9 protein-coding genes are annotated in these 12,680 nt (G+C 66.8%); 7 read left to right on the forward strand and 2 right to left on the reverse strand.

Going from position 1 to position 12,680, the window contains the following annotated elements; all coding sequences use genetic code 11:
• Positions 1-13: 13 nt before the first annotated feature.
• From CJ028_RS04055 to CJ028_RS04075, 5 genes are all read left to right on the forward strand, one after another.
• Entirely contained in the window at positions 14-2,971 is a 2,958-nt protein-coding gene (locus CJ028_RS04055; protein ID WP_105033992.1) for an FAD-binding and (Fe-S)-binding domain-containing protein, read from the forward strand.
• Positions 2,968-4,452, forward strand: a complete 1,485-nt coding sequence (locus CJ028_RS04060) for an NAD-dependent succinate-semialdehyde dehydrogenase (RefSeq protein ID WP_105033993.1) — start codon at positions 2,968-2,970, stop codon at positions 4,450-4,452. The genes CJ028_RS04055 and CJ028_RS04060 overlap by 4 nt, the downstream gene beginning before the upstream one ends.
• A 79-nt stretch (positions 4,453-4,531) precedes the next feature.
• The gene (locus CJ028_RS04065) at positions 4,532-5,704 is read left to right on the forward strand and encodes a M24 family metallopeptidase (RefSeq protein ID WP_105033994.1); all 1,173 of its coding nucleotides are present in this window, start codon (positions 4,532-4,534) and stop codon (positions 5,702-5,704) included.
• A 55-nt stretch (positions 5,705-5,759) separates the two neighbouring features.
• Positions 5,760-6,956 (forward strand): aminotransferase-like domain-containing protein, encoded by a 1,197-nt coding sequence (locus CJ028_RS04070; protein ID WP_240607077.1) that lies wholly within the window; start codon positions 5,760-5,762, stop codon positions 6,954-6,956.
• Positions 6,957-6,980: 24 nt separating this feature from the next.
• Positions 6,981-8,213 (forward strand): M20 family metallopeptidase, encoded by a 1,233-nt coding sequence (locus tag CJ028_RS04075; protein WP_105034221.1) that lies wholly within the window; start codon positions 6,981-6,983, stop codon positions 8,211-8,213.
• 40 nt (positions 8,214-8,253) lie between these two features.
• Here the strand turns inward: CJ028_RS04075 and CJ028_RS04080 are convergent, their stop codons facing one another.
• Positions 8,254-8,934, reverse strand: coding sequence for a GntR family transcriptional regulator (locus tag CJ028_RS04080; protein WP_105034222.1), 681 nt, complete (start codon positions 8,932-8,934; stop codon positions 8,254-8,256).
• Positions 8,935-9,203: 269 nt separating this feature from the next.
• Between CJ028_RS04080 and CJ028_RS04085 the strand changes: the two genes are divergently transcribed.
• Positions 9,204-10,685 (forward strand): maltokinase N-terminal cap-like domain-containing protein, encoded by a 1,482-nt coding sequence (locus CJ028_RS04085; RefSeq protein WP_105033996.1) that lies wholly within the window; start codon positions 9,204-9,206, stop codon positions 10,683-10,685.
• A 219-nt stretch (positions 10,686-10,904) separates the two neighbouring features.
• On the opposite strand, the gene CJ028_RS04095 is transcribed toward CJ028_RS04085, so the two are convergent.
• Positions 10,905-11,660, reverse strand: coding sequence for a FadR/GntR family transcriptional regulator (locus CJ028_RS04095; protein ID WP_105033997.1), 756 nt, complete (start codon positions 11,658-11,660; stop codon positions 10,905-10,907).
• A gap of 116 nt (positions 11,661-11,776) precedes the next feature.
• Here CJ028_RS04095 and CJ028_RS04100 point away from each other — a divergent pair, with 116 nt between their 5' ends.
• A complete protein-coding gene (locus CJ028_RS04100) occupies positions 11,777-12,679 on the forward strand; it encodes a carbon-nitrogen hydrolase family protein (RefSeq protein ID WP_105033998.1) in 903 nt (300 codons plus the stop codon).
• The last annotated feature ends 1 nt before the right edge of the window (position 12,680 follow it).

Consider the following 12,680-nt stretch of genomic DNA (forward strand, 5'->3'; position numbering starts at 1 on the left):
ATAGCCTCGCCCGATGCCCTCGACGCCGCTCACGCGCACTTCCGATAGATTCCGCTCTCTGCGCGAGAGCGGAATCGAGGTAGACGTCGCGCCCCGCCGCCTGAGTGAATACAGCTATGACGCCAGCAACTATCGAGTCTCGCCGGTCGCCGTGGTCTTTCCGCGCAGCGTCGCCGACGTCGTGACCGTGGCCCGGTTTGCCAGCGAGCACCAGATTCCGCTGGTCAGCCGCGGCGGCGGCACGTCGATGGCCGGAAATGCCGTCGGGGCGGGCATCGTGCTCGACTTCTCCCGCTACCTCAACACGATTCACTCCATCGACCTGGCGGCGCAGACGGCCGTGGTCGACGCCGGCGTCATCCTCTCCACGCTGCAACGCGAGGTCGCGGCTGCGTCCAACGGCACGCTCACCTTCGCCCCCGACCCGTCCAGTCGCACCCGCGCCACCATCGGCGGCGCCATCGGCAACGACGCCTGCGGCAACCACTCGGTGCGGCACGGGCGCACCTCCGACCATGTGCTCGCGCTCGATCTGGTGACGACAGCCGGCATCCGCTTGACCGCGACCCGCACCGGCCTGCACGCCACCGATCAAGCGGATGCGGCGGCCGTCACGCAAGCCTCGACCCTCACCGCCGGGCTGCGGCAGCTGGCCGCCGACCACCTGACGGAATTTCGGCTCGAACTCGGCCAGATTGCCCGGCAGGTATCGGGCTACCACCTCTCGCACCTGCTGCCCGAGCACGGCTTTGACGTGGCCCGAGCCCTCGTCGGCAGCGAGGGCACCTGCGCCATCGTCGTCGCAGCAACCGTGCAGCTCGTGCCCCAACCGCAGGCGGCCCTGCTGCTCAGCCTCGGCTACGACGATGTCGTCGATGCCGCCCGTGACGTGCCCACCATTCTCACGTTCTCCCCCGCCGCCATCGAGGGCATCGACGAAGCGATCGTGCAGACCATGCAGGCGCGCCGCGGCCCCGATTCGGTGCAGGGGCTGCCAGCCGGCAAGGCCTGGCTCTACGTCGACATCGACGGCGACGACCCGGCCGCCGTCGCGGCCGAAGGCGAGAAGTTGCTGGCCCGACTGCGCGAAAATGGGCGGATGCGCTCCGGCCGTGCCGTGCCAGACCTCACCGAACGTGCCTCCCTCTGGCGGGTGCGTGAAGACGGCGCCGGGCTGTCGGCCCGGCTCGCGAGCGGTGGGGAATCCTGGCCCGGCTGGGAAGACTCCGCCGTCGCCCCGGAAAACCTCGCCGACTATCTCGAAGACTTTCGCAACCTGATGGCACAGTTCGACCTCACCGGCGTCATCTACGGGCACTTCGGCGCCGGCTGCATGCACGTGCGCCTCACCTTCGACCTGCGCAGCTCAGAAGGCCGTCAGATCATGGACGACTTCACCCGCGCGGCTGCCAAACTCGTGGTGCGTCACGGCGGCTCCATCTCGGGCGAGCACGGCGACGGGCGTTCCCGATCGGCACTGCTGCCCCTGATGTACTCCCCGGTCATTATGGACGCGTTTATCCAGTTCAAGGCGCTGTGGGACCCACAGCAGCTGCTCAACCCCGGCTCAATCGTTGCCCCGGAGCGAACCACCGAGCACCTGGCCCTCACCGACGTACCGAACCGGGCCTGGCGCACGAGCTTCGATCTCACCCCGGTCGGTCAGCACGGATCCGGTACCGGCCACTCTGAGCTCGACCCGTTCAGTCACGCCGTGCAGAGCTGCGTCGGCATCGGCCGCTGCCGGAGCGACGCCGGCGGGGTCATGTGCCCGAGCTACCGGGCCACCGGTGACGAGAAAGATTCCACCCGCGGCCGCGCCCGCGTGCTCCAAGACATGATTCGCGGCGCCGACACCGTTCAGCAAGGGTGGCGTTCCGAGGAGGTGCGCGAGGCCCTCGACCTGTGTCTGTCGTGCAAGGCCTGCTCGAGCGACTGTCCGGCCGGCGTCGACATGGCCACCTACAAGTCCGAGTTCTTCGACCACTATTACGAGGGACGGCTGCGGCCCATCTCGCATTACTCCCTCGGCTGGCTGCCGCGCTGGCTCAAACTGACCGGGCTGATGGCGCCGCTGGTGAACCTCGTGCTCGGCAGCCCGCTCGGCACGCTCATTGCCCGACTCGGCGGCGTCACGACCAAGCGGCGCCTGCCGCGGTTCCACGCGGCATCCGCTTGGCGCCGCACACTGACACTGCAGACGCTCGGGCCAACGACGTCAACCGCCCCGGCCGACGTGGTGCTCTTCGTCGACACTTTCACCCGCGGTTTTCGTCCCGACGTCGCCGGTTCAGCCCAGCGCGTGCTGCAATCGGCCGGCAAGACCGTGGAATGCTCGGCCGAAGTGTGCTGCGGCCTCACCTGGATCTCCACCGGCCAGCTGGGCACCGCGCGTCGCCTGCTCACCAAAGCCGCCGCTGCGCTCGACGACGGCACCGACCGGCCGATTGTGGTGCTCGAGCCCAGCTGCGCGGCCGCCCTGCGCAAGGACCTGCCCGAGCTCGTGCCCACCGACGCCGCCCGCCGCGTGTCGAAGCGCATCCGCAGCTTCGCCGGCACCGTGACCGAATTGGCCGCTGCCGGCTGGCAGCCCGAGTGGGCCGGCGGGCAGGCCCCGAACAGCGTCACCGTGCAGGCGCACTGCCACGAGTACTCGGTGTTCGGCGCGAACGCTCAAAAGGCGGCCCTGACCGCTGTCGGCGTGCGCGACGTGCGCGAGGCAACCGGATGCTGCGGCGTTGCCGGCAACTTCGGCTTCGAGAAGGATCACTACGAGCTCAGCATGACCGTCGCCGAGCAGGCCCTCGCGCCAGCCCTGCGCGCACTGCCGCCGCAGCAGGCCGTACTCACCGACGGGTTCAGCTGCCACATGCAGGTGCAGCAACTCGACCCGAATCGTCAGACCCACCACCTCGCCCAACTCCTTGACCCCGCACGCACCGCCAGCACTCGACCGAAGGACACGAAATGACCCCCACCGCAACGCTCCCGGTTGCTCGCGACGCGGCCACTATCATCGCCACGATCAACACCGGGTTGTTCATCGACGGCTCCTGGACACCAGCACTTTCCGGGGCTACTTTCGCGGTCGAAAATCCCGCCACCGGTAACGTACTCGCCCACGTCGCCGACGGCGGCCCAGCGGATGCCGATCTCGCCATCCAGGCGGCCGGTCGCGCCCAGAAGGCCTGGGGCAAGACCTCGCCGCGCTCACGCAGTGAGATTCTGCGCCGTGCCTATGACCTCTTGATGAGGCGGCAGGAAGAACTCGCGCTCATTATCACTTCCGAGATGGGCAAGCCGCTCGCCGATGCGCGCGGCGAGGTCGCCTACGCCGCCGAGTTCTTTCGCTGGTTCTCCGAGGAGGCCGTTCGCATTGGGGGCGACCACACCATCACCGGCGACGGCAAGCACCGCATCCTGGTCACCCGCGAACCGGTCGGCCCATGCGTGCTCGTCACCCCGTGGAACTTTCCGCTCGCCATGGGCACCCGCAAGATCGGCCCGGCCATCGCCGCCGGCTGCACGATCGTGTTCAAGCCGGCCGAGCTGACCCCGCTCACCTCGCTCGCGCTGGTCGACATTCTGGTGGAGGCCGGGCTTCCGGCCGGGGTGCTCAACGTCGTCACCACGTCGAAGGCCGGCAGCGTCGTCGAACCGTGGATGAACAGCGGCATCGCCCGCAAGGTGAGCTTCACCGGCTCCACCGCCGTAGGCAAACTGCTGCTGGAACAGGCCAGCCGCAACGTCATGCGCTCCTCGATGGAGCTCGGCGGCAACGCCCCGTTTATCGTCTGCGCCGACGCCGACCTCGACCGGGCCGTCGACGGAGCGATGGTCGCCAAGATGCGCAACATGGGCGAGGCCTGCACCGCCGCGAACCGCATGTTAGTGCACCGCTCCATCGCGACCGAGTTCGCCGCGAAACTGGCCCAGCGCATGAGCGAGCTCAGCGTCGGTGATGGCGCTGCGGACGGTGTCAACGTCGGTCCGCTGATCGAGGAGAAGGCAGTGCTGAAAGTGCAGGGCCTGGTCGATGACGCGGTCGCGCGGGGGGCATCCGTTGTGGTCGGTGGGTCGCGCGGGGACGGCGCCGGTTATTTCTACCAGCCCACCGTGCTCGCCAACGTCAGCCCGGACTCGCTCCTCATGAACACCGAGATCTTCGGCCCGGTCGCCCCGGTGGTGCCCTTCGACACCGAAGATGAGGCGGTGGCACTCGCCAACAACACGCCTTGGGGCCTCGTGGGTTATCTCTACACCCACGATATCGACCGCGCCTTCCGCCTCGGCGAAGACCTCGAAGTGGGCATGCTCGGGCTCAACACCGGCATGGTGTCCAACCCGTTCGCCCCGTTCGGCGGGGTGAAGCAGTCCGGTCTCGGCCGCGAGGGCGGCAAGCTCGGCATCGACGAATACCTCGAGTACAAGTACCTCGCGATCCCACGCTGACGGGCCTCCCAGGGCCTTGCCCCCAGCACTCCAACCCTGTAGATTGTAAACAATAGGCAATACCGATGTAAGGGGTTCCGTGCTCTTCACCAGCAGCGAGTATGCCGAACGCCTCACCAATGTGCGCCGCCGTATGGAGGCTCAGGGTCTCTCGAGCCTGCTGGTGACCGACCCGGCCAACCTGAACTACCTCACCGGCTACAACGCCTGGTCGTTCTACACCCCACAGGTGTTATTCGTTCCGCTGGCGGGCGACATGTTGTTCTTTCTGCGCGCGATGGATGCCCAGGGCGCCTTTCGCACCGCCTGGCTGCCGCCGGGCAACATGATCGGCTACCCCGAAAGTTTCGTGCACCGCCCGCACTTGCATCCCTTCGACTGGGTCGCGGACGCCCTGCGCGAGCGCGGCCTGGTCGAACCGAACCGGGTCGGCCTCGAGATGGACTCGCAGTTCTTCTCCCCCAAGGCCTATCGCGCCCTCGAAACCGGCCTGCCCGAGTGGACCTTCGTCGATGCGATCGAGTTGGTCAACTGGGTGCGCGTCATCAAAACGGATGCCGAGATCGCGCAGATGAGGCTCGCCGCGCGAGTCGCCGAGTCGGCCATGACCGCCGCGGTGGAACACGTGAAGATCGGCGTGCGGCAGTGCGACGCCGCCGCTGCCATCTCGCAGGCGCAGATCGCGGGCACCCCCGAGATCGGCGGGGACTACACCGCGATCGTGCCGATGCTCCCCACCGGCGTGGAGGCCGACACTCCCCACCTCACCTGGAACGACCAACCATTCGAGGCCGGCCAGGCCGTGATCGTCGAATTGGCCGGTGCCCACCACCGATATCACGTGCCCCTGGCGCGCACGATCGTGCTCGGACAGCCGAGCCACGAGCTCGCCCGGCTCGCCGACGCCATCAATGACGGACTCAGCTCGGTGCTCGACCTGGTGCGCCCCGGCGTCGGCACCCGCGACCTCGCGGAGGCGTGGAACGTGACCCTCGCCGCCTACGGACTCGAGAAGCCCTCCCGGATCGGGTATTCCATCGGGCTGGCCTATCCGCCGGACTGGGGCGAACGCACCGTCAGCCTGCGCAGCGAAGACGACACCGTGCTGCAGGAGAACATGACCTTCCACCTGATCGGCGGCATGTGGATGGAGAACTTCGGCTGCGAGCTCAGTGAATCCATTCGCGTCACCACGACCGGCGTGGAGACCTTCACCACCTTTCCCCGGCGCCTTCTTACCCCCAATTCCTAACTCCCACCGAACGCTAACGCACGATGAACTGCGATAACCGATGAAAAGTTCCACCATGCCCCTCGCCCGCCGTGCCGAAAACCTGATCGGGTCGGTGATCGACTCCAGCACCTCGCTGCTCGCCGCCCAGGAACACGACATCGTGCGCTTCGCCATGGGCTCCCCCGCCGACGATGCAGTACCCCTCGAGGCGTTCCGCGAGATCGCCGCGAGCCGCTTCGATCACAGCTCCTTCACCTATGGCGCCACCGAGGGCGAGTCTGGCCTGCTGTCGAACCTCGTCGACTACCTGTCGACCACGCCAGACCCGACCAGCGTCGACCGCATCACCATCACCACCGGCGGAATGCAGGGCCTCGACCTGGCCTGCAAGATCTTCGTCGACCCGGGCGACCTCGTGATCGTCGAGTCCCCCACCTACACCAACGGATCGGCGACCGCGCTCAGCTATGGCGCCGAACTGCTCGAAGCACCCATCGACGAGAATGGTCTCATCGTCGAAGCCCTGCCAGAGCTCGTCGCCCGGGCCGGTCGCACACCCAAGGCCATCTACGTCATTCCCAACTTTCAGAACCCCTCCGGCACCACCCTGTCGCTGGCCCGCCGCGAACTGCTGATCGAACTCGCCCACCAGTGGAACGCCGTCATCATCGATGACGACCCCTACGGCCTGCTCCGCTTTGCCGGCACCGACATTCCCAACTTTCAGACGCTCAGCCCGAAGGACCCTCTGCTGTTCTCGGTGCGCACCTTCTCCAAGATTCTCGCGCCCGGACTGCGGGTGGGCTGGGTCGACACCGACCCCGCCGTGCGCCAGCTCGTCATCAACGCCAAGCAGACTATGGATACCTGCACCAACATTCCCGGCCAGCACATTCTCACCGAGTTCATCCGCCGGGGCAGCCTCGATGCCCACCTCGATTTTCTGCGCATCGAATACCGCACCCGCAAGGAGGCGATGCAATCCAGCCTGCGTCGCCACCTCGGCGATCGAGTCACTATGACCGATCCCGAGGGTGGCTTCTTTCTCTGGCTCACCCTGCAGGGTGCGGATGCCGCCACCTCCACCCAAGCGCTGTTTGAGACGGCCCTGGCCGAGGGCGTCGCCTTCATTCCCGGGCCGGCGCTCTCGCCGAGCGGCCACTTCGATGACGCCCTGCGCCTGTGCTTCGCATCGACCAACCCCGAGCGCACCGAGGAAGGCGTCATTCGCCTCACCCGGGCTCTCGACCATGCCCGCGCCGCGCGCTAGACCGACCTAATCTGAGAACCGATGATGACCACAACGACCACTGAAGCCGTGCTCAGCGACACCGAGGCCCGTGTACTCGGTCTCGTCACCGAGCGAAGCATCGTTGAGCTCGCCTCCGCGCTCATCGCTGCCGCCGGGGAGAACCCAGGCGGAACCGAGAACGAAACCGTGGGCGTGCTGCGCGCCGCCTGCGAGGCGCACGGTCTCAGCACGACCGTGACCGAGGTCGCCCCAGGGCGCCCCAACCTCGTGGCCACCCTGGCGGGAGGGACAGCGGCCGGCCTCATATTTCTCGGTCACTCCGACGTCGTGCCTGCCGGCGAGGGCTGGAGCCGCGACCCCTTCGTGCCGGTGCAACTCGGCGACCGACTGATCGGGCGTGGAGCCACCGACATGAAGGGCGGCCTGGCCGCCATCGTGCTGGCCCTGGCCGCCATCAAACGAGCCGACGTGACCCTGGCCGGCCCGGTCGCCCTGTTCTGCACGGTCGATGAGGAGGACCTGGGGCTCGGAATCCGCTCCCTGAGCGCGGCCGCCTCAGCCGCCGGCGGTATCGGTGACTACGCCGCCTGCGTGGTCGCCGAACCGACCGACCTGCACACCGTCATCGCCTGCCGCGGCGACGCCTACATCGAACTGACCGTGCAGGGTAAGTCCGCGCACTCCGGACGCCCGGCCGACGGGCGCAATGCCATCAGCGCCGCATCGAAAATCATTGCGATCATTCTGGCCGACCACGCACGGCTTCAGGCGAACCAGGATGATCTGCTCGGTGCGGGCAGCTGGAATGTCGGCCGCATTGACGGTGGCGACGGTACCTCGATGGTCGCCGCCAACTGTCGGGTCTGGCTCGATCGGCGTCTGATGCCGGGCGAAAACCCGCAGGAGATCGTGGCGGCTCTCGCCGCCCAGGTCACTGCGGCGGGTATCGACTGTGACGGCATCACCGTGACCTTCGAGGTGGCCATGGAGATGCCCGGCTTTCGCACCAACGCCCAGAGCCCGATCGTGACCCGGGCCGTCGCTGCTGCGGCGGACGCGGGCAGCGGTGTAAGCCCGATCGGCGGCTGGAGCGCCGCCTGCGACGGCGGGTTCATCGACCGTGAGTTCGGCATTCCGACGATCGTATTCGGGCCCGGCGACCTCAACCACCAGGCTCACCAGATCGACGAATCGGTGAGCGTGACCGAACTGGTCTGTGCCTCCCGCGCCTACGCTCTGCTGTGCCTGCGGCTGGTCGGCGAGGCCGCGCAGTAGCAGCGAGTTCGCCGATTCGGCGCCAGTTTCGGCCTCAGTGTCAGCCGACCGAAACGGATGCCGGTGTGCTGGTCAGTCGCGCCAGCGCGTCGTCTTCGTGGTCACTCAGCCGGCTTTCGGCCAACGGACCGTCCCCGCCCAGCACGGCCTCGGCGATGCCGCGATGCTCAGCGATCCACTCCTCGGTGACCCGATACGAGTCCTGCAGCACGGTTAGGCACATGCGCGTCTCGGTCATGAGTGTGCTGTGGATTCGCGCGAGGCTGCGGCTGCCGCTCAACGCGACGAGGTGTTCGTGAAAGGCCATGTCGGCGTCGCTCATGGCGGCGCGGTCGCCGGTTCCGGCCGCCTTCTCCATCTCGGATACCTTGGCCAGGAGATCTTGACCAGCGGCGACGTGATCAGCGCGCACGAGCAGCTTGCAGGCTGCCGATTCGATGGCCGTGCGCAGCACGTACATGTCGCGAATCTCAGCATCCGTCATTTCGATGACGAACAAGCCCCGGTTGCGAATACTGACCAGCAAGCCCTCCTGGGTCAACCGCTGCATGGCTTCACGCAGCGGACCCCGGCTGACGCCGAGTTCGCGGGCGAGTTCGGCTTCGCCCAGTTGAGACCCGGGGGCGACCTCGCCGTGGGCGATCGCGTACCGAAGCTTGCGGGCAATGATCGACGGGGTGGATTCCTGAATGACGGGTTCCAATGAATATCGTTGGGGCATGCCCTTCACGGTTCTTTCTTGAGTGAGTGCCTGACGTGCACGGAGTAAGAGTTTTGTTGACGACGCGCCGCAGTTCAACCGCCTGTCAATTGTTTACAATTCTAGCGCAGGACCGAGAAAATGTCGTCCGATTCGAGCAATCCCGTTTGGGGGCTTGACGAACTGTTCTGCATCGGCCCCCTCGCCGGGCAAGAGTCCGCTGGTAGTCAGCCGTGACGGCGCGTAGGTATCCTCGGGCGCAATCCGGGCGGGGAGGCTACGCTGGCGGCATGATCGATGGAGACCGCGCCCAGAATGCACACAGCTCCAGCAATCCCGACCTCGCCCCGACCCATCGGGGCACCCCGCTGCCCGACTATGTGAACGCCTGGGTCGCGGGGCAGCGCTGGTTCGGCAACAAGGGGCACGTACCGGCCCTGCGCAGCATCGGCCATTTCTCGCTGGATTCCCTCGACCCTTGCGTGACCATCCGCGTCGACCTCATGTTGGATACCGCGAGCCTGGGCTTCACCCTGTACCAGGTACCAACCACTGAGCGAGTCTCTGAACTCTCCGATGCGGCCAATGCCTTGATCACCGTGCGAAAACCCGGATCTGGCCACGAGCGTTTCATCTACGACGCGACCTACGATCCGGCCTTCGCTGCCGCCGTACTCACGTTCATGGAGTTGCAGGGTGACTCGGTCTCAAGCCTGCCAGCAACCGGTCGTTCCACCGCCAGCGCGCGCGGCGACGACCTGCGACCGCATTCAGCGGCCCCATCGCAGACCGTAGTGGCATCCAGCCGCGTACTCAGCGGTGAGCAATCCAATACCTCGATCATCGTAGAGCGCACTGACGCTGCGGGAGCCGCGACGACGCCAATCATCTGCAAGGTGTTTCGCATCATTCACGCCGGTGAGAATCCGGATGTGACGGTGCAGGCCGCCCTGGCCAGCGCCGGATCAGCGCGGGTCCCGCTACCGTTCGGCGCCATCCTCGGCCAGTGGGATGACCCCGCCGAACCAGGCGGCCGTGCCGTCGGACATCTCGCCTTCGCCCAGGAGTTCTTGCCCGATGCCCCGGATGCCTGGCGCACGGCCCTGGTCGCCGCTTCCGCCGGCAGCGACTTCACGGGCCCCGCGTTTCGACTGGGGCAGGCCACCGCCGATGTGCACTCCGACCTCGCCCGCACCCTTCCGACCCTGGATGCCACCCCAACGGTAATCGCAGACGAAATGACGAAGATGCGCGTGCGCTGCAGGCAGGCTCTGGCCGAAGTGCCGGTTCTGGCCACCTACCGGGATGCCATCGAGGCGGTGTTCGCCCGGGCCGAGGCGGCAGCATGGCCACGGCTGCAGCGCATTCACGGTGATTTCCATCTCGGCCAGGTGCTCGATGTCGACGGCCGTGGCTGGGTGCTCCTGGACTTTGAGGGGGAACCGCTGCGCACCCTGCGCGAGCGCGCCCAACCCGACATTCCGCTGCGCGACGTTGCGGGCATGCTGCGTTCTTTCTCCTACGTGGCGGGGGCAATGGCCGAAACAACGGATGCCCTGCCCACGATTTTCGAGTGGGCCAGGGCCTGCCGTAACGCCTTCCTCGACGGCTACGCTGAACGCTCCGGCATCAAGCTGGCCGAGCAGAGCGCGCTTCTCGATGCGTTCGAACTCGACAAAGCACTCTACGAAGCGGTCTACGAGATTCGCAACCGCCCCACCTGGCTGCCCATCCCCCTCGCCGCGATCGAACGGCTGGTCGCACGCTCGTGATGGCCAAACGCCCACGAGCGGCAACGCCATCCACGCGGTCTTATTTGGCGGTGATGGCGAGAAAGGTGATGGGCAGTTCGAGCAGCTGCAGGGCGCCGTGCGTGCCCGCGCCCTCGAGCAGCAGCGAGTCGCCGGGCGCTCACCGCGCCCGTTACCGGTGGGCGCCCCAGCTATATCTGGCGCGCTCACCGACAGTTGGCGCGGCAATGTACCAATGCGTCAGGAACGCGGGTCGCCGGCGGCCAGTCCCACGAACATGGAGTCGTGCAGCGCCCACACGTGCTGCCGAATGACCGCCACCGCGGCCACCGGGTCATGCTCGCGCAGGGCCACTACCAGGCGAGCATGCTCACCGTTGACACCGTGCAGGTAGTCCACCGGGTAGGGCAGAAAGTACCGATAGAGCGCGTGTAACGTGATGCCGTATTGCGGCAGCGCCCACTCCAGCCCGCTGGCCGCGGCCACCCCGAGATGAAACCGCTCATCGGCCACGTGATAGTCGCTCCAGCTTTGCGCAGCCGCCGCCTCGGCCACATAGGCCTCGAGCTGGTCGAGCTGCCCAGCCGAAATGTTCAGCGCCGTATGGTGCACGAGCGCGCACTCAAGCAGCACCCGCTCGTCGATGAGCCGGTGCACGTCAGCGGCGTCAGCCAGATAGGCGGTAATCGAAACGATCGAAGCGGATGCCCGCGGGTCGGCCACGAAGGTCCCCCCGTTGCGTCCGCGTTTGCGGGCGAGCACACCCTCATCGGCGAGGCTCTTCAACGCCCGGCGAGCGGTGATCTCACTCACCCCGAGCGCGGCAGCCACGTCGGGGTCGGACGGAAGCTGCTCCCCTGCGATCATGAGGCCGAGTTCGATGGCGAGGGCGATGCGGGCGCGCACCGTGTCGGTGGCGCTGAGCCGCGTGATGCCAGATACCGCCGGGTTCGCGAGCGCAATTACCGTCCTCTTGGTGTTTCCTGTCTCAACCATCACGCACCCACAGTAACTGTCCATTCCGTAGTTCGAAATTGGACTAGACAAAAGCGATCATTATGATCTAATTTATTTCTTGCAGACCCGGTTGTCCAGATCGAAGGAGTCAAACGATGCCACGCACAGTGCGCATAGCCGCCGTCCAGGCCCCGCCCCGCCCAGTCGGCGCGCCGCTCGGCGACTTCGCCGCCGAGGTTCGGGGCGTTCTCGATAATGACCCGCGCGTTCAATTCGTGGTGTTTCCCGAACTGCACCTGTTCGGTACTGAATCGGCCGCCGGGGGCCTGGAGCAGCGGAACGACCTGCTGCGGGCATCCGCTGTGGCGCTGGATGGGGAACTGATTGCAGGACTCGGCGCGATTGCCCGCTCGGCCGGCGTCTGGCTCGTGCCCGGCAGCATCTGTGAACGTGGGCCCGGCGGCGAACTGTTCAATACGGCCGTGGTGTTCTCCCCGACGGGCGAACTCGTGGCGAGCTATCGCAAGATCTTTCCGTGGCGCCCGTATGAGCCCTACGAACCCGGCGATCGTTTCGTGGTGTTCGACGCCCCCGGCATCGGCCGGTTTGGGCTCTCCATCTGTTACGACGCCTGGTTTCCTGAAGTGACCCGCCACCTGGCTTGGATGGGCGCCGAGGTCGTGCTCAATGTAGTGAAGACCACCACGCCAGACCGCGCCCAGGAAGTGGTGCTCGCGCGGGCCAATTCCATCGTCAACCAGACCTTCACCGTGAGCGTGAACTGCGCCGGGCCTCTCGGACAGGGCCGCAGCCTCATCGTCGACCCGGAGGGTGCCACCCTCGGCGAATCCACCGGCCACGACGCCGTCGTTCTCGTGCACACGCTCGATCTCGATCAGGTGACCCGGGTACGCGAGCACGGCACCGCCGGCACCAATCGCATGTGGGAGCAGTTTCTGCCCACCGACGCGCCCGTCGAACTGCCGCTTTATGCCGGACGCATCGACCCGCACCGCTGGAACCCCCAACCCGCCACTCCCCTGGAAACGGACTCCTGAC

Source organism: Cryobacterium aureum (assembly GCF_002954245.1).
In the GTDB taxonomy this organism is placed as follows: Bacteria; Actinomycetota; Actinomycetes; order Actinomycetales; family Microbacteriaceae; genus Cryobacterium; species Cryobacterium aureum.

Coding starts and splice junctions, on each gene's coding strand:
- CJ028_RS04055 (WP_105033992.1), top strand. CDS start 14: ATGCCCTCGACGCCGCTCACGCGCACTTCCGATAGATTCCGCTCTCTG.
- CJ028_RS04060 (WP_105033993.1), top strand. CDS start 2,968: ATGACCCCCACCGCAACGCTCCCGGTTGCTCGCGACGCGGCCACTATC.
- CJ028_RS04070 (WP_240607077.1), top strand. CDS start 5,760: ATGCCCCTCGCCCGCCGTGCCGAAAACCTGATCGGGTCGGTGATCGAC.
- CJ028_RS04075 (WP_105034221.1), top strand. CDS start 6,981: ATGACCACAACGACCACTGAAGCCGTGCTCAGCGACACCGAGGCCCGT.
- CJ028_RS04080 (WP_105034222.1), bottom strand. CDS start 8,934: ATGCCCCAACGATATTCATTGGAACCCGTCATTCAGGAATCCACCCCG.
- CJ028_RS04085 (WP_105033996.1), top strand. CDS start 9,204: ATGATCGATGGAGACCGCGCCCAGAATGCACACAGCTCCAGCAATCCC.
- CJ028_RS04095 (WP_105033997.1), bottom strand. CDS start 11,660: ATGGTTGAGACAGGAAACACCAAGAGGACGGTAATTGCGCTCGCGAAC.
- CJ028_RS04100 (WP_105033998.1), top strand. CDS start 11,777: ATGCCACGCACAGTGCGCATAGCCGCCGTCCAGGCCCCGCCCCGCCCA.